Origin of the sequence: Pseudokineococcus sp. 1T1Z-3 (assembly GCF_037482365.1) — a bacterium.
GTDB lineage: Bacteria > Actinomycetota > Actinomycetes > Actinomycetales > Quadrisphaeraceae > Pseudokineococcus.
Map to the genome: position 1 here is coordinate 123,925 of NZ_JBBHZF010000024.1, position 21,241 is coordinate 145,165.

The following is a 21,241-nucleotide window of genomic DNA, read 5'->3' on the forward strand; positions in this document are numbered from 1 at the left end:
CCGCGGTCAGCCCTCGCGCGGACGCGCCGGTGTGCCGGCGACCAGCTGCTCCAGCAGGTCGACGCAGCGGCTAGGGGCATCGAGGGCGGCGTACTCGGCGGCCAGGACGCCGGCGCGCTCACGGAAGTGGCTCTCCTGCACCAGCCGCGTGACGGCGGCCCGCAGCTGCGCCGGGCTGGGGCGCTGGGTGCGCAGGTCGATGCCCGTGCCGGACCAGGCCACGCGCGCCGCGACCTCCGGCTTCTCCTCCGTCCGCCCCGCCACCACGAGCGGCACGCCGGCGGCCAGCGCCGTCTGCACGCCGCCGTACCCGCCGTTGGTGACGGCCACGTCGGCCAGGGGCAGCAGCTCACCCATCGGCAGGAACCCGCCCACCCGCACGTCGTCCGGGACCGAGTCCAGCGGCAGCGTCGTCACGTCGCGGCGTCCCGTCGCCACGACGACGAGGTGCCCGAGGCCGCTCAGGCCGCGCACGGCCGGCAGCAGGAGGTCCTCCGGGTCGGTGGCGACCGTGCCCTGGGTGACGACGACGACGCGCCGGCCGGCCGCCCTCGCCGCGGCGACGTCCTCCCACCACGGCGGCGTCGGCGCGCTGCCACCGGGCGGGGCCAGGTGGCCGACGTGATGCACCGAGGCGGGCAGCCGGCGGCGCGGGTAGTCCAGGGAGGGCACCCCGGACTGCAGGTGCAGGAAGGGCGAGACGTCACCGGGGCTGGCCCCCGGCGCTCGCGGGGGCAGGCCCAGCCCGACCCGCTCCTGCCGCAGCGCCTGCGTCGCCGGGCGCATCAGCCCCCGCCACACGAGGAGGTCCAGCGCCCGGTTCCGCAGCCGCCCCAGCGGCCCCCGCGCGGGCTGCAGCCCGAGCCCGTAGGGGGCGGTGTCGGCGTCGCGCAGCATCAGCGGCGAGACGCCGAACACCGCGAAGGGCGGTCCGCCACGCTCGTGCAGGGCGCGGGCGGCCTCGAGCAGCCCCAGGTCGACGAGCACGACGTCGGCCGGGGCCTGCGCCAGGTGCGCCTCGAGGTCGGCGACCCACCCCGGCACGCACCGGACGAAGAGGTGCTCGAAGTCCTGCGCCAGCCGCCGAGGCCCCGGGCGCCGCCGACCGGGCAACGCCTCGATCCAGTCGGTGCTCTCGTAGTCCGGGGCGGCTTCGACGGCGAGGTGCTCGGCGCCCGTGCGAGCCACGGCGTCGTGCAGGTGGGCCCCGGTGATCCACCGCACCTCGTGGCCGCGCGCCACGAGCTCGGCCGCGACCGGCAGGGCCGGGGCGGTGTGGCCCTGCATCGGGATGGTCGCCAGCAGGACCCGCAGCTCCCGGCTCGGCCCGGCCGCCTGGCCCCTCGGCCCGGTCAGCACGGCAGGAGCGCCCGCGCGGCCTCGACCAGCCCGTCCGCGCCACCGGTGACGACGGCTCCGACGTACCCGTCGGGGCGCACGAGCAGGCTCGTGCCCGGCGTCGCGCCGTAGGTCCGCGCGACGGCGCCGGAGCGGTCGAGCAGGACGCCCGGCCCGGCCGGGCCGTCACCGCGCACGAGGGCGGTCCGCAGCCGGGCCCCGCTCTGCGGCCAGGCGCCGGCGACCTGCGCGGCCACCCGGTCGCCGTCCCCGCCGTCGAGGACCAGGGCGGTGAAGTGCGGGCCTCGGAAGACGTCGAAGAGCCGTCGCACCGGGCGCCCGTCGACCTCGCCCTCGCACGGCGCGTCGGGGGCGCGGTCGCCGACGTGCAGGGTGGACGTCGCGGGTGCGTCCGCCGGCGCGAGAGGGCCGCCGCGGTAGGAGAGGGTGATCTGCCGCTCCTGGTCCCCGCGGCGCAGGCTGGCCAGGCGGGTGCCCGAGCCCATGCCGGCGTAGAGCTCGCTGGAGCGTCCGAGCACCCGCGCCGCGACCGGACGGCGCTCGCCGTCGTAGGAGTCCAGCAGCGCGTCGGGCGCGCCGGCGAGCACCTGCTGCAGCTTCCAGCCGAGGTTGTAGGCGTCCTGGATGCCGGTGTTCATGCCCTGGCCGCCGGCGGGGGTGTGCACGTGCGCGGCGTCCCCGGCCAGCAGCACGCGGCCGGCGCGGTAGCCCTCGACCAGGCGGACGTTGGGCCGGAAGACCGAGGTCCACGTCACCGAGTGCAGCCGGTGCCCGGTGAGCTCGGCGAAGCGGGCGGCCACCGAGGCCTCGTCGGTCGCCGGGGCCGGCGCGTCCGGGTCCAGCCGGATCATCACCTGGAACTGGCGCGAGTGCGGCAGCGGGCAGGCGCCGACGAAGGTGCCGCCCGTGCGCGGCCACACGTGCCAGCGGGAGCGGGACAGGCCCTCGACCTCGGCGTCGACCAGCAGGGTGCGGTCGGAGTCGTCCGTCGCCCCCTCGAAGCGCAGCCCCGCGGCCCGCCGGACGGTGCTCGACCCGCCGTCGGCGCCGACGAGGTACGCCGCGCGGACCTGCTCGCCGGTGCTGAGCGTCGCGGTGACGCCGGCGCCGTCCTGCGCCACGGCGTCCACCCCGGTGCCGAGCTCGACCTGCCCGCCGTCGCGGCGCACCAGGTCGTGCAGCACGGCGTCGGTGCGGTGCTGCGGCAGCAGCAGGATGTTCGGGTACGGCACCGCCGAGGTCGGCCGGCGCCGCTGCTGCATCCGCCACGGCACCGTCACCGGGCCCACGTGCAGGCCGAGCAGGGGGTACTCCCCGCCCTGGCTGCGGGCCTGGGAGAGGACGCCGAGGTCCTCCAGCACCTCCAGCGTCCGCGGCTGCACACCCTTGGCGCGCGAGCCGGCGAAGGGCTGCGGCGCCCGGTCGAGCAGGCGCACGCGGACGCCGCGACGCAGCAGGTCGGCGGTGAGGGTGGCACCGGCCGGCCCGGCGCCGACGACGAGGACGTCCACGTCGGGGCGCCCCAGGGTGGGCTGCACGAGGGTGGCCTGCTGGGCGGTGGTGCGGTCGGCGGTGGGGTGGTCGGTCATCGGGACTCTCCTGGCGCGGGCGGTGCCGAGTGGTGTGGTGAGGCACCGATCGCTCGCGAGCGTAGACCCGTCCGCGCCACCGGCCGGGCCGCCAGCGACGACGACGTCCGGACGGCCCAGCGACCACCCGCCACGGGGCGCCACAGTCGGGTCACGGCGGTGGCGTCGAGGACCGCGGCCTCAGCCACGACCTCGACCCAGCCCCGCCAGCAGCGCGTCCGAGCGCGCCAGCGCGGCCCGGTCGGTGGTGCTGGAGGTGGCCAGCACCTCGGCCGCGCCGCTGCGGGCGACCAGCGCCGCGAGCCGCTCCTCCACCAGCTCGGGCGTGCCGGTGACCACGGCGGCCTGCGCCGACGCCAGGTGCCGGGCGTGCGCGCCCGTCGCCGGCCGGCCCCGCAGCTCGGCCACGGGACGCAGCGGTGGGAAGCTGCCCGTCGTGCGGGCCTCGGCCATCGCCCAGGCCTCGGGCAGCGCCAGCTCGGCGGCGGCTCGGGCGTCGTCGGCGAGCAGCACGTCCACGGCGAGGACGACCCGCGGCTCCGGCGCCTGCTCCGAGGGGACGAAGGCGCGCCGGTAGTCCTCGAGGGCCTCTGCGGCGCGTCCGGTGGCCCTCTCGTCGTCCCCCAGCAGCCCGGTCACCAGCGGGCCGCCGACGACGGCGGGCAGACCCAGCCGGGCCGCGACGCGAAGCCCTCCGCCCGTGGCGAGCACCAGGAGGGGCACAGGTCCCACCTGGGGCCGGGAGGTGACGTCCGCCCGTCCGAGGAGCAGGTCGCGCAGCTCGGCGAGGTCCGCGGCGAAGGCGTCGTCCGCCGGCCGAGCGGGTGGGCCGTCGGTGGCCTCCCGGCGCAGGGCGCGGCGGACGGGAGCCGTGAAGCCCGGAGAGCGGCCGACGCCGGCGTCGACGCGCCCGGGGTGCAGGGCCGCGAGCGTGGCCAGCTGCTCGGCGACGACGATCGGGGCGTGGTTCGGCAGCATCACGCCGCCGGTCCCCACGCGCAGCCGGGTGGTGGCGTCCAGGACCGCCATCGCCAGCACCGTCGGGGCGGAGCCGGCGACCCCGGGCACCGCGTGGTGCTCGGCCACCCAGAAGCGCGAGAAGCCGAGCTCCTCGGCGCGCCGCGAGCGGGCCACGACGCCGACGAGCGACTGCGCGTCGTCCTCCCCGGCCCGGGTGCGGGCGCGGTCGAGGAGCGAGAGGGGGACGTCGAGCACGAGTGCGGCAACGCCCGCGCCCGCGCCTGTGCTCCCCGCGGCACCCCGCGGGCTCGGGGCCGGCCCGGCACACTGCCGGCATGACCCCAGACCTCCCCGCCGACGACCTCGCGCAGGTGCCCACCGACGGGCACATCCGCCTCGGCCAGCTGCTCAAGCTCGCCTCGCTCGTCGGCACGGGCGCCGACGCCAAGGAGGCGCTCGCCGCCGGCGTGGTCCGCGTCAACGGCGAGGTCGAGGTCCGCCGTGGCCGCCAGCTGGAGCGCGGCGACGTCGTCGCGGTCGAGGGCGCCGCGCCCGTCCGCGTCGGCTGAGCCCCGCCCGTGCCCCCGCCGCCGCGGACCCCCGGCGCGCGGGTACGGGGCCGGCCACCGCACGATGGGCGCCCGCGTCACGGTGCCGCCCGAAGGAGCTCCTGCCCCCATGTCCCGCATCGTCTCGGTCGGCACGGCCGTCCCCGACCGCACCGACGCCCAGGCCGACATCACCGAGACCTTCGCGCGGGTCGTCTCCCGCTCCGGCGAGCTCGACCCCTCCCGACGCGCCCTCCTGCACCGCCTCCACGCCAACGCCGGCGTCCGCACCCGCCACCTCGCGCTGCCGCTGGCCGACTACCCCCGCCTCGAGGGCTTCACCGCCGCCAACGAGGCCTACCTGCGCGTCGGGCTGGACCTCGGCCAGCGCGCCGTCTGCCAGGCCCTGGACGCCGTCGGCCTCGCGCCGCAGGACGTGGACGTCCTCGTCGTCGCCAGCACGACCGGCGTCGCCTCGCCCACCCTGGACGCCCGGCTCGTGGGCCTGCTCGGCCTGCGCCCCGACGTCCGCCGCGTCCCGCTCTTCGGGCTGGGCTGCGTCGCCGGTGCCGCCGGCCTCGCCCGCACCGACGACCTCCTGCGTGGTGACCCCGACGCCGTCGCCGTGCTGCTCGGCGTCGAGCTCTGCTCCCTGACGGTGCAGCACGACGACCACTCGACCGCCAACCTCGTCGCCTCGGGCCTGTTCGGCGACGGCGCCGCCGCCGTCGTCGTCCTCGGCGAGCGTCGCGCCGCGGCCCTCGGCCTGCCAGGCCCCGACGTGGTGGCCTCCCGCAGCCGCTTCTACCCGGACACCGCCGGCGTCATGGGCTGGGACATCGGCGGCAGCGGCTTCCGCGTCCGGCTGACGACGAGCGTGACGGACGTCGTCCGCACCCACCTCGCCGACGACGTCGGCGGCTTCCTCGCCGGTCGCGGGCTCGCCGCCCGCGACGTCGCCCGATGGGTCGCCCACCCCGGCGGGCCGAAGGTGCTCGACGCCGTCGCCGACGTCCTCGACCTGCCCGACGACGCCCTCGCGCCCTCCTGGGCCGACCTCGCGGCCAACGGCAACATGTCATCGGTCTCGGTGCTCTCCGTGCTCGCGAGGACCTTGGCCGACCCGCCGGGGGCCGGTGACCACGCCGTCCTGTTCGCCATGGGCCCCGGCTTCTGCGCCGAGCTCGTGCTCCTGCGCTGGCCGGACGACGCCGCGCCCGCGCCGCTGGCCGCCCGGTCCGGCGAGGCCCTGGCGGCTCCCGCGTGAGCGTCGCCCTCTACGCCGTCGTCGTCCTGCTCGTCGGCGTCGAGCGGCTCGTGGAGCTGCGGGTCTCCCGCCGCAACCTCGCCTGGGCCCTGCGGCGCGGCGGCGCCGAGACCGGCCAGGGCCACTTCCCGGCGATGGTCGCCCTGCACAGCGGGCTGCTGGTCGCCTGCCTCGTCGAGGTGGTGGTCCTCGACCGGCCCTTCGTCCCGCTGCTCGGCTGGACCGCCCTCGCCGTGCTGCTGCTCACCGAGGCCACCCGCGCCTGGATCGTGCTGACCCTCGGGCGGCAGTGGAACACCCGCGTCGTCGTCGTCCCCGGGATGCCCCGCGTCACCACCGGCCCCTACCGCTGGCTGCGCCACCCCAACTACGTCGTCGTCGCCGTCGAGGGCGTGGCCCTGCCCCTGGTCCACACCGCCTGGCTCACCGCGCTCGTCTTCACCGTGCTCAACGCCGTGCTCCTGCTCGGCTGGCGCATCCCCGCCGAGGAGAAGGCGCTCGCGCGGCTGCGCTCCTGAGCCCGTAGACCCGCGGGGGGCCGCGGGTGCGCTCTGGGACTGCCTCGGCGCCTCGTCGGCCAGGTGCCGCTGGTCTCGGGTGCGCCGGCCTGACGTGCCTGCCGCGCACCTGCGCCCACCCGAGCCCCACCCGCTCGACGCGTGACCCGCCGACGCCGTCAAGGCCGACGGGTGCGGCCTGCTGCGCCGTCATGACCACGCATGGTCAGCAACGCTATCGACAGCGCCGCTATCCAGGACTACCGTCGAGCACGTGCGCATCTCCGAGCTCGCCGACCGCACCGGCACCGCGCCGGCGACAATCAAGTTCTACGCCCGCGAGGGCCTGCTCCCGCCCGCGGAGCACACCGGCTACAACCAGGTCGACTACGGCGAGGCTCACGTCCGCCGGCTGCACCTCGTGCGCGCCCTCGTCGACGTCGCGGGGCTGCCGATCGCCCGGGTGCGGGACGTCGTCGCCGCCGTCGACGACTCCGGCGTCGGGCTCCCTCAGGTCATGGGCGCCGCACAGCGTGCCCTGCCCGGGCGTCCTGCGACACCGACCGACCCCTCGCGGGCGGCAGTCGCCGAGCTCGTCGCGGCACAGGGCTGGGTCGTCGACGAGGACAACCCCGGCCTCACGCAGGCCGCCGCCGTCCTCGACGGGTGGGTGAGGCTCGGCCGCAAGGACCTGCTCGACAGCCTGCCCGCCTACGCCCGGGCGGCGGACGTCGTCGCCCGCGCCGACCTCGCCCGGGTCTGGCCCGACGCCGCCGACCGCGACCGCAGCGCCGAGACCGTCGTCGTCGGGACCCTCCTCGGCGACGCCCTCCTCGCCGGGCTCCGACGCATCGCCCAGGAGCACGTCGCCCGCACCGCCGTCCACCCCGCGCACGGCGTCACGTCCGCCCCCGAGGAGACGCCATGACCCACCGCCCGCCCCCGTCCTTATGGTCGCGCCCGGAGCTCAGGCGCTCACCGCTGGTCTGGCTCGCCGCCGCCATGCTCGGCCTGGCGGCCGTCACCACGGTCCTCGCCGTCGTCGACCCGGTCCCCGTCACCGGCGCGAACCGATGGCTCAAGCCGCTCAAGTTCGAGCTGTCCATCGCGCTCTACGCGGTGACCCTCGCCTGGCTCCTCACCCTGCTCCGCCGTGGTCGGCGTCTCGCCGCGACCCTCGGCACGGCCGCCGGCGGCCTGCTCGTCGTCGAGATGGTGGTCATCCTCGGCGCCGCCGCCCTGGGCACGACGAGCCACTTCAACGTCTCCACGCCGGCGCACGCCGCGGCGTGGGCCGTCATGGGTGTCAGCATCTCCGCGGTCTGGCTCATCACGGCTGTGGTCGGGGTCCTGCTGTGGCGCAGCCCCTGCGGCGACGCCGCCCTGGACCTCGCCGTCCGCGCCGGCGTCGTCCTCGGGCTGGTCGGCATGGCCGTGGCCTTCGTCATGACGTCGCCGACGCCGGCGCAGCTCGCGGACGTCGAGGGCGTCGCCGGCGCCCACACGGTCGGCGGCGTCGACGGCGGACCCGGGCTGCCGCTGCTCGGCTGGAGCACCGTCGCCGGCGACCTCCGGGTGCCCCACTTCGTGGGGCTGCACGCCCTCCAGGGGCTGCCGCTGCTCGCCCTCGGGCTCACGCTGCTGGCCCGCCGATGGCCGCCGGCGGCCTCCGTCCTCTCGCCGACGACGCGCCACCGCCTCGTCGCTCTCGCCGGCACCGGCTGGGCGCTCGCCCTCGTCATGCTCACCTGGCAGGCCCTCGCCGGCCAGCCCGTCCTCGCCCCGGCAGGACCCGTCCTCGTCGTCGGGGCCCTGGCCGCCGCGCTCTGGCTCGCCGCGCTCGTCGTCGTCCTCCTCCGCGCCCGACGGGCCGCCGCCGACGCCGCCACCCGCGACCGGGGACGCGCGGCGGTGTGACGCCGCGCCGGGTGCACGGGTGGACGTCCCCGGTCGGCCCCCGGTCGCGGCCAAGCCGGCGCGCGGACGTACGCAGGGCCCGGGAGCGGTGCTCCCGGGCCCTGCGACGTGCGTCAGGTCAGCGCTTGGCGGCCTCGTCGCCCGGCGCGGTGGGGGAGGCGCTCGTCGTCGGCGCCGAGGCGGGCTTCTGCTCGCGCACGGCCTCCTCGATGCGGTCGCCGGTCTCCTTGTCGATGTTCCGCCAGTAGGCGAAGGCCCGCTCGAGCACCGGCTCGCTGACGCCGTTGAGCAGGTGGCCCGAGACGTTGGTGACCAGGCGCTCGCGGGCGCCGTCGTCCATGACGTCACGGACGAGCGTGCCGGCCTGGCTCCAGTCGTCGTCGTCGCGGTGGTCGACGTAGGCCGTCCGCGCGGTGCGGCCGCCCGCCTCCCACCCGGGCGTCTCGCCGGCGCGCTGCGGGTCGGCCACGGGACCGTCGTAGCTCGCCGGCTGGTAGACCGGCAGCTTCGGGTCGTTCCAGCGGTACGCCATGGAGCCCTCCTTGGCGTACGTCCCGAGCGGGGCTGCGGGCGAGTTCACCGGGAGCTGGGTGTAGTTGGTGCCGATGCGGTAGCGGTGGGCGTCCGCGTAGCTGAACATCCGGCCCATGAGCATCTTGTCGGGGCTCGCGCCGATGCCCGGCACCATGTTGTTGACGTCGAAGGCCGCCTGCTCGATCTGCGCGTGGAAGTTCTCGGGGTTGGTGTCGAGCGTCATCCGGCCCACCTCGACCAGCGGGTAGTCCTGCTGCGACACCGTCTTCGTGACGTCGAAGATGTTGACCGGGTAGGACTCCGCCTCCGCCACCGGGATGACCTGGACCGACATCGTCCAGCTCGGGAGGTCGCCGTCGGCGATCGAGGCGAAGAGGTCCTGGCGGTGGTGGTCGGGCGAGGCGCCCGCGATCCGGTCGGCCTCGTCCTGCTCGAGGAACTCGTTGCCCTGGTCGGTCTTGAGGTGGTACTTGACCCAGAATGCCTCGCCCTGCGCGTTGACCCACTGGAAGGTGTGCGAGCCGTAGCCGTTCATGTGGCGCCACGTGCGCGGCACCCCGCGGTCGCCCATGAGGATGACGACCTGGTGGGCGCTCTCGGGGGAGAGGGTCCAGAAGTCCCACTGCATGTCGTTGTCGCGCAGCCCCGAGGCGGGCAGGCGCTTCTGCGAGCGGATGAAGTCCTGGAACTTCATCGCGTCCTTGACGAAGAACACGGGCGTGTTGTTGCCCACGAGGTCGTAGTTGCCCTCGCTCGTGTAGAACTTCAGCGCGAAGCCGCGCGGGTCACGCCAGGTGTCGGGCGTGCCCTGCTCGCCGGCGACGGTCGAGAAGCGCGCCAGCATGCGCGTGCTCGTACCCGGCTGCAGGAAGGCCGCGCGGGTGTAGCGGCTGACGTCACCGGTCACCTCGAAGGTGCCGAAGGCGCCACCGCCCTTGGCGTGGACGACACGCTCGGGCACCCGCTCACGGTTGAACTGCGCCATCTTCTCGACGAGGTAGTGGTCGTGCAGCATCGTGCCGCCGCCCGGGCCCTGCGTCATCGAGTGCTCGTCGCTGCCGGCGGGGATGCCGGCGTTGTTCGTCGTCCAGGTGGCCTGCGTGGTCATGGCGTCCTTCGGGTCGGGGGCCTCGGCCGGTCGCGGCCGAGGGACGTGGTCGGTGAGGAGGGTTCTCCCGGTGGCGGCGACGTGCGCCTCCCGGTGTCCTCTCGTGCAGCAGGACGACGCCACCAGCTGTTCCGGGTCGCCACGGTCGGGCGCTGGCGTCGACCGTGGCCAGGACCACGATGAGACGCGCGCGACGGGCCTGCACGCCGAGGGGGCGTGCAGGCCGACGCGGGCGCGGCGCCGGGCGTCTCAGCCCTGGGCGCAGGCTCCGCAGGTGCCCCAGTAGATGACCTCGGCCTCGTCGACGACGAAGCCGGTCGCGGCCAGGTCGACGGCGTCGTCGGCCGCGCCGTCGCGTGCGGGCGCCGCGGGCGAGGGCACGAGGCAGGGCGCGGCGCCCACGGCGCAGTCGACGTCCTGCACCCGGCCGCAGGAGCGGCACACGAGGTGGTGGTGGTTGTCGCCGACCCTCAGCTCGAAGCGTGCCGGCGAGCCCGCCGGCTCGATCCGGCGGACCAGGCCGGCGCGGCACAAGGCGTGCAGGACGTCGTAGGCCGCCTGGGTGGAGACGCTGCCGATGCGCTCGCGGACGCCGCGGGCCACGTCGTCGGCGTCGGCGTGCGGCTGGTCGGCCAGGACCGCGAGGGCGGCGACCCGCGGCCCGGTCGCGCGCAGGCCGACGGCCCGCAGCACCCCGGCCGCGTCGAGGGGGGGCTCTGCCGTGCCGGCGGTGCCCCGAGTCGTGTCCACCCCTGCACCTGACCACCCAGACTGGAACTGGTCAAGCGGGAGGGGCGGGGCCGCCCGGTCGGGAGGCGGGGCGGCCTCCTCCTCCGGTGGCGCCGCGGGCCTGCGCGCACGCTCGCCCCCCGCTCGGTCGTCGCCGCTCAGCGCACCGGGCCCGTGAGCCGCTCGCCCGGCCCCTGGCCCGGGGCGTCCGGCAGCGTGGACGCCTCGCGGAAGGCGAGCTGGAGCGACCTCAGCCCGTCGCGGAGGGCGCGCGCGTGCTGGTTGCCGATGTCTGGGGCCGCCGTCGTGACGAGCCCGGCCAGGGCCGTGATGAGGGTCCTGGCCTCTGCCAGGTCGACGAGGTCGCGCGCGTCCTCGCCCTCGGCCAGCCCGCACTTGACGGCGGCCGCGCTCATGAGGTGGACCGCCGCCGTCGTGATGACCTCGACCGCCGGCACCTCGGCGATGTCGCGCACCTGCTGGTCGGCGCCGGCCTCCCCACCTGACGACGGCCCGGTGGGCGGTGCGAGGCGGGGGGCGGAGCTGTCGGCTGCGATGTCGGGGTCCACGGCTGCTAGCCTGGCACGCAGACCGACCGCTCTCGCGCGCCCGCACGCCGGGACACGAGGGCGGGACGCCAAGCGGAGATCCCTCCCACCCGATCGCGACCCCCGGCCTCGCCGCGGGGTGGCCGGGTCCCGGTCCGCGCCGAGGTGATCGGCGCGTGCGCTGCGTCGCCCTGCGTGGTGACGCCGCCGCCGTGACCCCGGATGGGACGTCGACGCCGACGCGACCGCGCCCCGGGGGTCCTCCTCGGGGCGCTGGACGGCACCTGGCAGCGCACGAGGAGGAGCAGCACATCAGCGAACCGCGCATCAACGACCGGATCCGCGTCCCCGAGGTCCGACTCGTCGGCCCCGGCGGGGAGCAGGTCGGGATCGTCCGCGTCGAGGACGCCCTGCGCCTGGCCCAGGAGGCCGACCTCGACCTGGTCGAGGTCGCCCCGCAGGCACGGCCGCCCGTCTGCAAGCTCATGGACTTCGGCAAGTACAAGTACGAGGCCGACATGAAGGCGCGGGAGGCCCGCAAGAACCAGGCCAACACCGTCCTCAAGACGGTGCGGCTGCGCCTGAAGATCGACCCGCACGACTACGCGACGAAGAAGGGCCAGGCCGAGAAGTTCCTCTCCGCGGGGGACAAGGTCAAGGTCATGATCATGTTCCGCGGCCGCGAGCAGTCGCGGCCCGAGATGGGCTACCGGCTGCTGCAGCGCATGGCCACGGACGTCGAGGAGCTGGGCTCGGTCGAGAGCGCGCCCACCCAGGACGGCCGCAACATGGTCATGGTCATCGGCCCGCACCGGAAGAAGGCGGAGGCGCGCGCCGAGCAGCGCCGTCGCCGGGACACCCCGGCCGAGGAGTCCTCGGCCGACCAGACCTGACGGGCGGGCCAGGCCGCGAGCCCCGCGCCCGCCGACCGACCAGCACGACCCACGAGCACGAACCGAGGAGAACCGCGGCCATGCCGAAGAACAAGACCCACAGCGGCGCCAAGAAGCGCCTGCGTGTCACCGGGACCGGCAAGATCATGCGTGAGCGCGCCGGCCGCCGTCACCTCTTCGAGGGCAAGCCCTCGCGCGTGACCCGCCGCCTGGCCGGCGACGTCGAGGTGGCCCCGGCCGACCGCAAGACGGCCCGCCGGCTGCTGGGCCGCTGAGCCCGCGGGCCCAGCGCCTGCTGGGCCCACCCCCGGGACGACGTCCCGGACCCATCGCCCTGAACACCCCCGCCCTCCCGGCACCGCACGGTGCCCCCGGCCCGCGCCGGGCTGACGGCGGGTCCCCCGGCTCCCTGGCCGGGACGACACGAGGAGCACGTACGTGGCACGCGTCAAGCGGGCGGTCAACGCCCAGAAGAAGCGCCGGGAGACCCTCGAGCGCGCCAGCGGCTACCGCGGCCAGCGCTCGCGGCTGTACCGCAAGGCGAAGGAGCAGGTCACCCACTCCCTCGTGTACTCCTACCGCGACCGCAAGGCGCGCAAGGGGGACTTCCGCCGGCTCTGGATCCAGCGGATCAACGCGGGCGCCCGCGCCCACGGCATGACCTACAACCGCTTCGTGCAGGGCCTCAAGGCCGCCGGCGTCGAGGTCGACCGTCGCATGCTCGCCGAGCTCGCCGTCAACGACGAGGCGGCCTTCGCGGCACTCGTCGAGCTCTCCCGGGCCCACGTGCCGGCTCAGTCGAGCGCGGGTCAGCCCGGCGCGGGCGAGCCCGGCGCAGCGGCTGCCTGAGAGCCACCCGCATGACCCCGGGGCGCCCCGACCCCGGCCTGCTGACCAACCCCCGCGCCGAGCGGGTGCGGTCGGTGCGCCGGCTGTCGGGGCGCCCCGCGCGCGTCCGGGCCGGGCTCTTCCTCGCCGAGGGCCCGCAGGCGGCCCGGGAGGCGGTCCGGCCCGGCCCCCGGGGTGACGTGGCCGCCCGGGACCTCTACGGCACCCCCGAGGCCCTGGGACGCCACGACGACGTCGTCGTCGCGGCGCGGGCCGGCGGGGTCGCCGTCCACGCGTGCACCGACGAGGTGCTCGCCGAGATGGCCGACACCGTGACGCCGCAGGGGCTGGTCGCGGTCTGCCGGCCCGTCGACGTCCCCCTCGACGTCGCGCTCGGGAGGCGGCCGCGCCTCGTCGCGGTGCTCGCCGAGGTCCGCGACCCCGGCAACGCCGGAGCCGTCCTGCGCGCCGCCGACGCCGCGGGGGCGGGCGCCGTCGTCCTGTCCACGGGCAGCGTCGACGTCACCAACCCCAAGTGCGTGCGGTCCAGCGCGGGCAGCCTCTTCCACGTCGACGTCGTCGTCGGCGCGGACCTCGGGGAGACCCTCGCGGCGCTGCGCGGCGGCGGGGCCGCCGTGCTGGCGGCCGACGGCGAGGGCGACGTCGACCTGGACGACCTGTCCGACGCCGCCGAGCACGGCGAGGGTGCCCTCGCCGGGCCGGTCGCCTGGCTCTTCGGCACCGAGGCGCAGGGGCTCTCGGCGCCGCAGCGGGCGCTCGCCGACGCCGTCGTCCGCGTGCCGATCCACGGCCGCGCCGAGAGCCTCAACCTCGCGACCGCCGCGACCGTGTGCCTCTACGCCGCCGCCCGCGCGTCCCGGCGGGCGCTCCGGCGCCCGCCGCCGGGAGGTCCGCGGTGACGGCGGACCCTGTCCTGCTCGACCCCACCGACGTGCCCGACGGCGTCGTCGTCGCCGACGGCGAGGCCCGCGTCGTCGTCGTCACCCCCGAGGCCGAGCGGGTCCTCGGCCTGCGCGCGGGCGACCTGCTCGGCGGCGACATCCGCGAGGTCCTCCCGTGGCAGGACACCGCGGGGCGCCGCTGGTGGGCCTGCACCGACCCGTGGGAGGGCCTGGAGACCCGGCGCGGGCACCGCGAGCGGCTGCTGGTCCTCCCGGGCGGCCGCGAGCTGCTCGTGACGGCGCGCTACGTCCGGGACGAGCCCAGCGGGCCGGTGCGGCGCGTCGTCGTCGCCATCCGCCCGACCGGTCACCGGCGCCGCGCCGAGCAGGACCACGCGGGCCTCATCACGACCGTCGCGCACGAGCTGCGCTCCCCGCTGACCAGCGTCAAGGGCTTCACCTCCACCCTGCTGCGGCGCTGGGACCGCTTCACCGACGAGCAGAAGCAGCTCATGCTGCGCACCGTCGAGCACGACGCGGACCGTGTCACCCGCCTCATCACCGAGCTGCTGGACATCTCCCGCATCGACGCGGGTCGCCTGGAGGTGCGGACGCTGCCGGTCGACGTCGGCGCGGCCCTGCGAGGGCACGCCGAGCGCGCCGTCGCCTCCGGGCTGGACCCCGACCGCATCACCGTGGAGGCACCAGACCTCGGGGCCCTGCCCGAGGTCTGGGCCGACCGGGACCGGCTCGACCAGATCCTGGCGAACCTCGTCGAGAACGCCGTCCGCCACGGGGAGGGGCCGATCCGCCTGCGCCTCGGGACGGGCCCGCTGGCCGCCGAGGAGGTCGACGACGACGTCCGCGCCGACGCGCCCGCCGTCGTCGTCTGCGTCGACGACGGCGGCAAGGGCATCGCCGAGGAGCACATCCCGCTGGTCTTCTCGAAGTTCTGGCGCGGGGAGAGCCGTGGCGGCACCGGGCTCGGTCTCTACGTCGTGCGGGGCCTGGTCGAGGCCCACGGCGGCCGCATCGTCGTGCGCCGCTCCGACCTGGGCGGCGCACGCTTCCTGCTCACCCTGCCGACGGGCGACCCGACCGAGGGGCTGCACCCGGAGATCAGCGCCTCCTGAGCCCGCCGGTGCGGGCGGACGGGCCGGAAAGCGGTCGGGGGCGGCGACGCCCGTTCCCTAGACTCCCGGCCGTGCCAGCGACCTCCGCCCCCGCCCGCCCGCACGCGCACGAGGAGACCCGCCCGTGACCGGCAGCCCCGAGGGCGTCCCGAGCGGGGTCTCGGCGGGCGGCGTCGACCCCACCGACGCCGACGCCGTCGAGAGCGCCGCGGGTGCCGCGCTCGACGCGCTCGCCGCGGCGGCGGACCTGGACGCCTTGACGGCGGTCGTGCGCGCCCACACCGGTGACCGCAGCCCGCTCGCGCTGGCCAACCGCGCGATCGGCCAGCTGCCGGGCCCCTCGAAGGCCGAGGCCGGCAAGCGGGTCGGCGGGGCCCGTCGGCGGGTCGGGGTCGCCGCGGCGGAGCGGCGCGCCGTCCTGGAGGCCGAGCGCGACGCCGCCGTCCTCGTCACCGAGGCGCTCGACCTCACCCAGCCGACGGCCCGGCGGCCCCGCGGGGCCCGCCACCCGCTGGGGCTGCTCGTCGAGGAGGTCGAGGACTTCTTCTCAGGGCTCGGGTGGGGGGTGCTGGAGGGCCCCGAGGTCGAGGCCGAGTGGTTCAACTTCGACGCGCTCAACTTCGGCCCCGACCACCCGGCCCGGCAGATGCAGGACACCTTCGTCGTCGACCCGCCGCAGGACGGGCTGGTGCTGCGCACGCACACCTCGCCCGCGCAGGCGCGGGCGCTCCTCGAGCACGGCGCACCGCTCTACGTCGCGGTGCCCGGCAAGGTCTTCCGGACCGACGAGCTGGACGCGACGCACACGCCCGTCTTCACCCAGGTCGAGGGCCTCGCGGTCGACGAGCACCTCACGATGGCGCACCTGCGCGGGGTCCTCGACGCCCTCGCCGTCGCCATGTTCGGGGCGGGGACGACGACGCGCCTGCGCCCCAACTTCTTCCCCTTCACCGAGCCCAGCGCCGAGATGGACGTCCGCTGCCCCGTGTGCGCCGGCACGGGCCTCGCCCCGGGCGAGCAGGCGGCGTCGGGCCCGGCGACGGCGGTGCAGGACGCCGTCGGCACCCAGGTGGTCGCGGCCGCCGGGGAGGCGGCGGGAGCGCCGTGCCGCACCTGCGGGTCCACCGGGTGGATCGAGTGGGGCGGCTGCGGCATGGTCAACCCGCACGTGCTGCGCGCCGTCGGCGTCGACCCGGAGCGCTACACGGGCTTCGCGTTCGGCATGGGCATCGAGCGCACGCTGATGTTCCGCAACGGGGTGGGCGACATGCGCGACATGGTCGAGGGCGACCCCCGCTTCAGCCGGCAGTTCGGGGCGGGGGTCTGATGCGCGTCCCCGTGAGCTGGCTGGCCGAGGTCTCCGACGTCGACGCGGCGCCCGACGCCGAGGCGACGGCCCGCGGCGTCGCGGCGGCCCTGGTGCGTGTCGGCCTGGAGGAGGAAGGCCTGCACGGCGGCGAGGTGAGCGGGCCCGTCGTCGTCGGCCGCGTCCTCTCGGCCGAGCCCGAGCCGCAGAAGAACGGCAAGACCATCTCCTGGTGCCAGGTCGACGTCGGGGAGGACGAGCCGCGCGGGATCGTCTGCGGCGCGGGCAACTTCGGCGCCGGTGACCTCGTCGTCGTGGCGCTGCCCGGCTCCCTGCTGCCCGGCGGCTTCGCCATCGCGGCGCGCCGGACCTACGGGCACGTCTCGGACGGGATGCTCTGCTCGGCCGCCGAGCTCGGCCTCGGCGAGGAGTCCGCCGGCATCGTCGTGCTCGGCGAGACCCTCGGGGTGGCTGCCGAGGCGGCGTCGCCGGGGGACAGCGCGCTCACGCTGCTCGGGCTGGACGACCGCGTCGTCGAGGTCAACGTGACCCCCGACCGGGGCTACTGCCTCAGCGTCCGCGGTCTCGGGCGCGAGCTGGCCCACGGCCGTCGTGCCGACGTCGCGACGGCCTTCCGCGACCCGCTCGCCGGGGTCGAGACACGCTCTGCCGCAGGCGAGCGCCAGGTCGTGCTCGCCGACGGGGCGCCGGTCCACGGTGCTCCGGGTGCGCGGCGGCTCACCGCGCGGACGGTGCGCGGCGTGGACGCCGGCGCGGCGTCGCCGTGGTGGCTGCGTCGCCGGCTCGTGCAGGCGGGCATGCGCCCGGTCTCGCTGGCGGTCGACGTCACCAACTACGTCATGCTGCTCGTCGGGCAGCCCCTGCACGCCTACGACGCCGAGCGGCTCGACGGCGCGATCACGGTGCGAAGGGCCCGCGCCGGCGAGCGGCTCGTGACCCTCGACGGGGTCGACCGGGCCCTGGACCCCGAGGACCTCGTCATCGCCGACGGCGCCGGTGGGGCGCGCGTGGTCGGGCTCGCCGGCGTCATGGGAGGTCAGGCCACCGAGGTGACCGCCTCGACGCGCGACGTCGTCCTCGAGGCCGCCTGCTTCGACCCCGTCTCGGTCGCCCGGACCGCACGACGCCACCGGCTGCCCAGCGAGGCCAGCCGACGCTTCGAGCGCGGCGTCGACGACGCCATGAGCGCCGCGGCGTCCCAGCTGGCCGTCGACCTGCTCGTGGCGCACGGCGGCGGCACGGCCGAGGACGGCATCACCGACGTCGGCGCGCCGCAGCCGCTCGCCGAGGTCGTGCTGCCGCTGGCCGAGCCGACCCGCCTCATGGGGGTGGACTACCCGCCCGCCCGGGTCGCCGAGCTGCTCGAGCAGGTGGGGTGCGAGGTCGCCGACGGGCCGCAGGGGCACCTCACGGTGCGTCCGCCGTCATGGCGGCCCGACCTCCTGCAGGCGGCCGACCTCGTCGAGGAGGTCGCCCGGCTCGACGGCTACGACCGCATCCCCTCCGTGCTCCCGCGTGCGCTGCCGGGGACGACCGGGGGCGCCGGTCTCGGCGGGCTGAGCCCGCGCCGGCGAGCGGTGCGCTCGCTGGCCCGGGCGCTGGCCGAGGCCGGGCTCGTCGAGGTGCGGGCCAGCGTCTTCACCGCCCCCGAGCGGGCCGACGCGCTCGGCGTGCCCGCGGACGACGAGCGCCGCCACGCCCTGCGGGTGGCCAACCCGCTGCGTGCGGAGGAGCCGCTGCTGCGCACGAGCCTGCTCGCGACGCTCGTGGACGTGCTGCGCCGCGGCGTCGGTCGCGGCGCCGAGGACGTCGCCCTCGTCGAGCTCGCCGCGGTCGTCCTGCCCGGCCCCGAGGGGGCCCGGGCGCCCGCGCCGCGGCCGGCGGTGACCTCGCGTCCGTCGGCGCAGGAGGAGCAGGCGGTGCGCGACGCCGTCCCGCACCAGCCGCTGCACGTGGCTGCGGTGCTCACCGGGGCCAGGTCACCCCGCGGCTGGGAGGGGACCGGCCGCAGCGCCGACGCCCGCGACGCCGTCGAGCTGGCGCTGCTGGTCGGCGAGGTGCTCGGCGTCCCGCTGGAGGCCGTCGCCGACCCCGACCGGGCGCCCTTCCACCCCGGGCGCTGCGTCGCCCTGCGCCTGGCGGGCGGCGCCCCGGGCGGCGGGGTCGCCGGGGCGGCGTCGGGTCCCGCGCCGCGTGCCGTGGGGCACGCGGGCGAGCTCGCCCCGCGGGTCGTCGCCGCCCTCGACCTGCCGCCCCGCACCGTGGCGATGGAGCTCGACCTCGAGCCGCTGCTCGCGGCGCTGCCGGGGCCGCCCCAGGCGGAACCGATCTCGACCTTCCCGGTGGTCAAGCAGGACGTCGCGCTCGTCGTCGACGCCGGGGTCCCGGCGTCGGAGGTCGAGCGGGCGCTGCGCCGCGGCGCCGGCCCGCTGCTGGAGGACCTGCGGCTCGTCGACGTCTACACCGGCGAGCAGGCCGGGGAGGGACGCCGGTCGCTCGCCTTCTCGCTGCGCCTGCGCGCGCCCGACCGCACGCTCACCGGCCCGGAGGCCGCGCAGGCGCGTGAGGCTGCCGTCGCCGCCGCCGGCGAGGCCACCGGGGCGGTGCTGCGCGGCACCTGACCTGACCTGACCCACCCCTCCGCCGCGCTGCTCGTCCGCGATGTGTGACCTCGTCGCGCCGCTGGGCGCCGCGTGCTCGGTGCGTCAAGGTCACGCACGGCGGGTGAGGTGGAGCGGCTCCAGCCGTCGTCGAGGTCACACGTCGCGGGGTGGGGTGGGACGGCCGGGCGTCACGGTCGCGCCGAGGGCACGGGGCGCTCGCATCGGCATCCGCGGCAATGTATGGTCATGCACATGGTGAGGGTCGCGGTGGCGGGAGCCAGCGGGTACGCGGGGGCGGAGGTCCTGCGCCTGCTGCTGGGGCACCCGGGCGTCGAGGTGGGTGCGCTCACCGCCGCCTCCAGTGCCGGGACGACGCTCGGCGAGCACGCGCCGCACCTGCTGCCGCTCGCCGACCGCGTGCTCCAGCCCACCACGGCCGAGACGCTCGCCGGCCACGACGCCGTGGTCCTGGCGCTGCCGCACGGGGCCTCAGGGCCGCTCGCCGCCGAGCTCGGCGAGGAGGTGCTCGTCGTCGACGCCGCCGCCGACCACCGGCTCGCCGACGCCGGCGCCTGGGAGGCCTTCTACGGCTCCCCGCACGCCGGCACGTGGCCGTACGCCCTGCCCGAGCTGCCGCTCGCCGGCGGTGGACGCCAGCGCGACGCCCTCGTCGGGGCCCGGCGCCTGGCCGTCCCCGGCTGCTACCCGACGGCGTGCACGCTCGCCCTCGCCCCCGGGTTCACCGCCGGGCTGCTGGAGCCCGCCGACGTCGTCGTCGTCGCGGCCTCCGGCACCTCGGGCGCGGGTCGCGCCGCCAAGGTCGCCATGCTCGGCGCCGAGGTCATGGGGTCGATGAGCCCGTACGGCGTCGGTGGCACCCACCGGCACACCCCCGAGATCGAGCAGGGACTCGGAGCCGCTGCGGGGGAGGCCGTCTCCGTGTCCTTCACGCCGACGCTCGCGCCGATGCCCCGCGGCATCCTCGCGACGACGACGGCGAGGGCCCGCCCGGGCGCCACGGCCGCCGACGTCCGCGCCGCCTGGGCGCAGGCCTACGACGACGAGCCGTTCGTCGCGCTCCTGCCCGAGGGGCGCTGGCCGCGCACCAAGGACGTCGCCGGCTCCAACGCCGTCCACCTGCAGGTGACGCTCGACGAGCGCGCGGGCCGGGTCGTCGCCGTCGCCGCCGTCGACAACCTCGTCAAGGGGACGGCCGGCGCCGCCGTCCAGGGCCTCAACCTCGCGCTCGGCCTGCCCGAGAGGGCCGGCCTGTCCGCCGTCGGGCTCGCGCCGTGACCGCCGCGCCCGTGCGTGTGCCGTCCGCCACTGCCAGAGAGGTGCTCCCGTGAGCGTCACCGCCCCCGCCGGCTTCCGCGCCGCCGGCGTCACCGCCGGCCTGAAGGCGAGCGGTCGCCCGGACGTCGCGCTCGTCGTCAACGACGGCCCGACCGACACCCTCGCCGCCGTGTTCACGAGCAACCGCTGCCGCGCCGCGCCCGTCCTGTGGTCGGAGGTCGTCGCCCGCGGCGCCCGGGGCCGCGCCGTCGTCCTCAACTCCGGCGGGGCCAACTGCTACACGGGCCCCGAGGGGTTCGCGACGACGCACGCGAGTGCCGAGCGCGTCGCCGGGCTGCTCGGCTGCGGCGCCGGCGAGGTGCTCGTCTGCTCCACCGGCCTCATCGGCGAGCAGCTCGACCGGCCCCGCCTGCTCGCCGGGATCGACGCTGCAGCAGACGTCCTCGACGCCGGCGCGGGCCACGACGCCGCGCTCGCCATCATGACGACGGACACCCGGCCCAAGGAGGCCGTCGTCGCGCGCGAGGGCTGGTCGACCGGCGGCATGGCCAAGGGAGCCGCGATGCTCGCTCCCGCGCTCGCCACCATGCTCGTCGTCCTCACGACCGACGCCGTCGTCGATCCTGCCGACGCCGACGAGGCCCTGCGGGCGGCGACGGCGGCCACCTTCGACCGCCTCGACTCCGACGGCTGCCAGTCCACCAACGACACCGTCGCGCTGCTGGCCTCCGGCGCCTCCGGCGTCTCCGTCGGCGCCGCCGAGCTGGCCGAGGCCCTCACGCCGCTGTGCGCCGACCTGGCGGCGCAGCTGCTCGGCGACGCCGAGGGGAGCGAGCACGACGTCGCCATCACCGTCCGCGGCGCCGCCACCGAGGACGACGCCCTGCTCGTCGGCCGGGCGGTCGCCCGCAGCGGCCTGCTGAAGACGGCGATCTTCGGGCGCGACCCGAACTGGGGCCGCGTGCTGGCGGCCGTCGGCACGACGTCGGCGGCCTTCGACCCGGCCGTCCTCGACGTCGCCTTCAACGGCGTGCAGCTCTGCCGTGACGGCGGCATCGGTGAGCCGCGCGACCTCGTCGACCTCAGCGCCCGCGCGGTGACCATCGAGGTCGACCTCAAGGAGGGCGCCGAGGAGGCCACCGTGTGGACCAACGACCTCACACACGCCTACGTGCACGAGAACTCGGCGTACTCGACGTGAGC

Annotated in this window: 20 protein-coding genes; 14 read left to right on the plus strand and 6 right to left on the minus strand. The window is 76.9% G+C overall.

Annotated elements, in window-relative coordinates:
* Positions 1 to 6 precede the first annotated feature (6 nt).
* From WDV86_RS10565 to WDV86_RS10575, 3 genes are all read right to left on the minus strand, one after another.
* Entirely contained in the window at positions 7 to 1,359 is a 1,353-nt protein-coding gene (locus tag WDV86_RS10565; protein ID WP_339567593.1) for a glycosyltransferase, read from the minus strand.
* Entirely contained in the window at positions 1,353 to 2,948 is a 1,596-nt protein-coding gene (locus WDV86_RS10570) for an FAD-dependent monooxygenase (RefSeq protein ID WP_339567594.1), read from the minus strand. Before WDV86_RS10570 ends, WDV86_RS10565 begins: the two co-directional genes overlap by 7 nt.
* 180 nt (positions 2,949 to 3,128) lie before the next feature.
* A complete protein-coding gene (locus tag WDV86_RS10575) occupies positions 3,129 to 4,163 on the minus strand; it encodes an MsnO8 family LLM class oxidoreductase (RefSeq protein WP_339567595.1) in 1,035 nt (344 codons plus the stop codon).
* 80 nt (positions 4,164 to 4,243) lie between these two features.
* Between WDV86_RS10575 and WDV86_RS10580 the strand changes: the two genes are divergently transcribed.
* The 5 genes from WDV86_RS10580 (at position 4,244) to WDV86_RS10600 (ending at position 8,137) form a co-directional block, all read left to right on the plus strand.
* Positions 4,244 to 4,477 (plus strand): RNA-binding S4 domain-containing protein, encoded by a 234-nt coding sequence (locus WDV86_RS10580; RefSeq protein WP_339567596.1) that lies wholly within the window; start codon positions 4,244 to 4,246, stop codon positions 4,475 to 4,477.
* Positions 4,478 to 4,586: 109 nt separating this feature from the next.
* The gene (locus tag WDV86_RS10585; protein WP_339567597.1) at positions 4,587 to 5,723 is read left to right on the plus strand and encodes a type III polyketide synthase; all 1,137 of its coding nucleotides are present in this window, start codon (positions 4,587 to 4,589) and stop codon (positions 5,721 to 5,723) included.
* A complete protein-coding gene (locus WDV86_RS10590; protein ID WP_339567598.1) occupies positions 5,720 to 6,241 on the plus strand; it encodes an isoprenylcysteine carboxyl methyltransferase family protein in 522 nt (173 codons plus the stop codon). The genes WDV86_RS10585 and WDV86_RS10590 overlap by 4 nt, the downstream gene beginning before the upstream one ends.
* A 253-nt stretch (positions 6,242 to 6,494) precedes the next feature.
* Positions 6,495 to 7,148, plus strand: coding sequence for a MerR family transcriptional regulator (locus WDV86_RS10595; RefSeq protein ID WP_339567599.1), 654 nt, complete (start codon positions 6,495 to 6,497; stop codon positions 7,146 to 7,148).
* Positions 7,145 to 8,137, plus strand: a complete 993-nt coding sequence (locus WDV86_RS10600; RefSeq protein WP_339567600.1) for a hypothetical protein — start codon at positions 7,145 to 7,147, stop codon at positions 8,135 to 8,137. Before WDV86_RS10595 ends, WDV86_RS10600 begins: the two co-directional genes overlap by 4 nt.
* 118 nt (positions 8,138 to 8,255) lie before the next feature.
* On the opposite strand, the gene WDV86_RS10605 is transcribed toward WDV86_RS10600, so the two are convergent.
* From WDV86_RS10605 to WDV86_RS10615, 3 genes are all read right to left on the minus strand, one after another.
* The gene (locus tag WDV86_RS10605) at positions 8,256 to 9,779 is read right to left on the minus strand and encodes a catalase (RefSeq protein ID WP_339567601.1); all 1,524 of its coding nucleotides are present in this window, start codon (positions 9,777 to 9,779) and stop codon (positions 8,256 to 8,258) included.
* A 249-nt stretch (positions 9,780 to 10,028) separates the two neighbouring features.
* Positions 10,029 to 10,529, minus strand: coding sequence for a Fur family transcriptional regulator (locus WDV86_RS10610; RefSeq protein WP_339567602.1), 501 nt, complete (start codon positions 10,527 to 10,529; stop codon positions 10,029 to 10,031).
* A gap of 137 nt (positions 10,530 to 10,666) precedes the next feature.
* Complete coding sequence (locus WDV86_RS10615; protein WP_445263032.1) at positions 10,667 to 10,984, minus strand: DUF1844 domain-containing protein; 318 nt, start codon at positions 10,982 to 10,984, stop codon at positions 10,667 to 10,669.
* A 383-nt stretch (positions 10,985 to 11,367) separates the two neighbouring features.
* Here WDV86_RS10615 and infC point away from each other — a divergent pair, with 383 nt between their 5' ends.
* The 9 genes from infC to argJ all read left to right on the plus strand — a co-directional run bounded on the left by infC (position 11,368) and on the right by argJ (position 21,239).
* Positions 11,368 to 11,949: a translation initiation factor IF-3 gene (infC, locus tag WDV86_RS10620; protein ID WP_445263033.1), complete on the plus strand. Its 582-nt coding sequence runs from the start codon at positions 11,368 to 11,370 to the stop codon at positions 11,947 to 11,949.
* An 80-nt stretch (positions 11,950 to 12,029) separates the two neighbouring features.
* Complete coding sequence (gene rpmI, locus WDV86_RS10625) at positions 12,030 to 12,224, plus strand: 50S ribosomal protein L35 (RefSeq protein WP_339567605.1); 195 nt, start codon at positions 12,030 to 12,032, stop codon at positions 12,222 to 12,224.
* Positions 12,225 to 12,387: 163 nt separating this feature from the next.
* Positions 12,388 to 12,798: a 50S ribosomal protein L20 gene (rplT, locus tag WDV86_RS10630; RefSeq protein ID WP_339567606.1), complete on the plus strand. Its 411-nt coding sequence runs from the start codon at positions 12,388 to 12,390 to the stop codon at positions 12,796 to 12,798.
* Between the two features lie 11 nt (positions 12,799 to 12,809).
* Complete coding sequence (locus WDV86_RS10635; protein WP_339567607.1) at positions 12,810 to 13,697, plus strand: TrmH family RNA methyltransferase; 888 nt, start codon at positions 12,810 to 12,812, stop codon at positions 13,695 to 13,697.
* On the plus strand, positions 13,694 to 14,812 hold the full coding sequence (locus WDV86_RS10640; RefSeq protein ID WP_339567608.1) for a sensor histidine kinase: 1,119 nt from the start codon (positions 13,694 to 13,696) through the stop codon (positions 14,810 to 14,812). Before WDV86_RS10635 ends, WDV86_RS10640 begins: the two co-directional genes overlap by 4 nt.
* Positions 14,813 to 14,936: 124 nt before the next feature.
* Positions 14,937 to 16,139 (plus strand): phenylalanine--tRNA ligase subunit alpha, encoded by a 1,203-nt coding sequence (locus WDV86_RS10645; protein ID WP_339567609.1) that lies wholly within the window; start codon positions 14,937 to 14,939, stop codon positions 16,137 to 16,139.
* Entirely contained in the window at positions 16,139 to 18,760 is a 2,622-nt protein-coding gene (gene pheT, locus WDV86_RS10650) for a phenylalanine--tRNA ligase subunit beta (protein WP_339567610.1), read from the plus strand. Before WDV86_RS10645 ends, pheT begins: the two co-directional genes overlap by 1 nt.
* Before the next feature lie 234 nt (positions 18,761 to 18,994).
* Positions 18,995 to 20,038 (plus strand): N-acetyl-gamma-glutamyl-phosphate reductase, encoded by a 1,044-nt coding sequence (argC, locus tag WDV86_RS10655; RefSeq protein WP_339567611.1) that lies wholly within the window; start codon positions 18,995 to 18,997, stop codon positions 20,036 to 20,038.
* 49 nt (positions 20,039 to 20,087) lie between these two features.
* A complete protein-coding gene (gene argJ / locus WDV86_RS10660) occupies positions 20,088 to 21,239 on the plus strand; it encodes a bifunctional glutamate N-acetyltransferase/amino-acid acetyltransferase ArgJ (protein WP_339567612.1) in 1,152 nt (383 codons plus the stop codon).
* Positions 21,240 to 21,241: the final 2 nt, after the last annotated feature.

Excerpts from the sequence above, each read along its gene's own strand:
- WDV86_RS10580 (WP_339567596.1), top strand. The coding sequence starts at position 4,244 with ATGACCCCAGACCTCCCCGCCGACGACCTCGCGCAGGTGCCCACCGAC.
- WDV86_RS10600 (WP_339567600.1), top strand. The coding sequence starts at position 7,145 with ATGACCCACCGCCCGCCCCCGTCCTTATGGTCGCGCCCGGAGCTCAGG.
- WDV86_RS10570 (WP_339567594.1), bottom strand. The coding sequence starts at position 2,948 with ATGACCGACCACCCCACCGCCGACCGCACCACCGCCCAGCAGGCCACC.
- argC (WP_339567611.1), top strand. The coding sequence starts at position 18,995 with ATGGTGAGGGTCGCGGTGGCGGGAGCCAGCGGGTACGCGGGGGCGGAG.
- WDV86_RS10635 (WP_339567607.1), top strand. The coding sequence starts at position 12,810 with ATGACCCCGGGGCGCCCCGACCCCGGCCTGCTGACCAACCCCCGCGCC.
- pheT (WP_339567610.1), top strand. The coding sequence starts at position 16,139 with ATGCGCGTCCCCGTGAGCTGGCTGGCCGAGGTCTCCGACGTCGACGCG.
- rpmI (WP_339567605.1), top strand. The coding sequence starts at position 12,030 with ATGCCGAAGAACAAGACCCACAGCGGCGCCAAGAAGCGCCTGCGTGTC.
- WDV86_RS10585 (WP_339567597.1), top strand. The coding sequence starts at position 4,587 with ATGTCCCGCATCGTCTCGGTCGGCACGGCCGTCCCCGACCGCACCGAC.
- WDV86_RS10605 (WP_339567601.1), bottom strand. The coding sequence starts at position 9,779 with ATGACCACGCAGGCCACCTGGACGACGAACAACGCCGGCATCCCCGCC.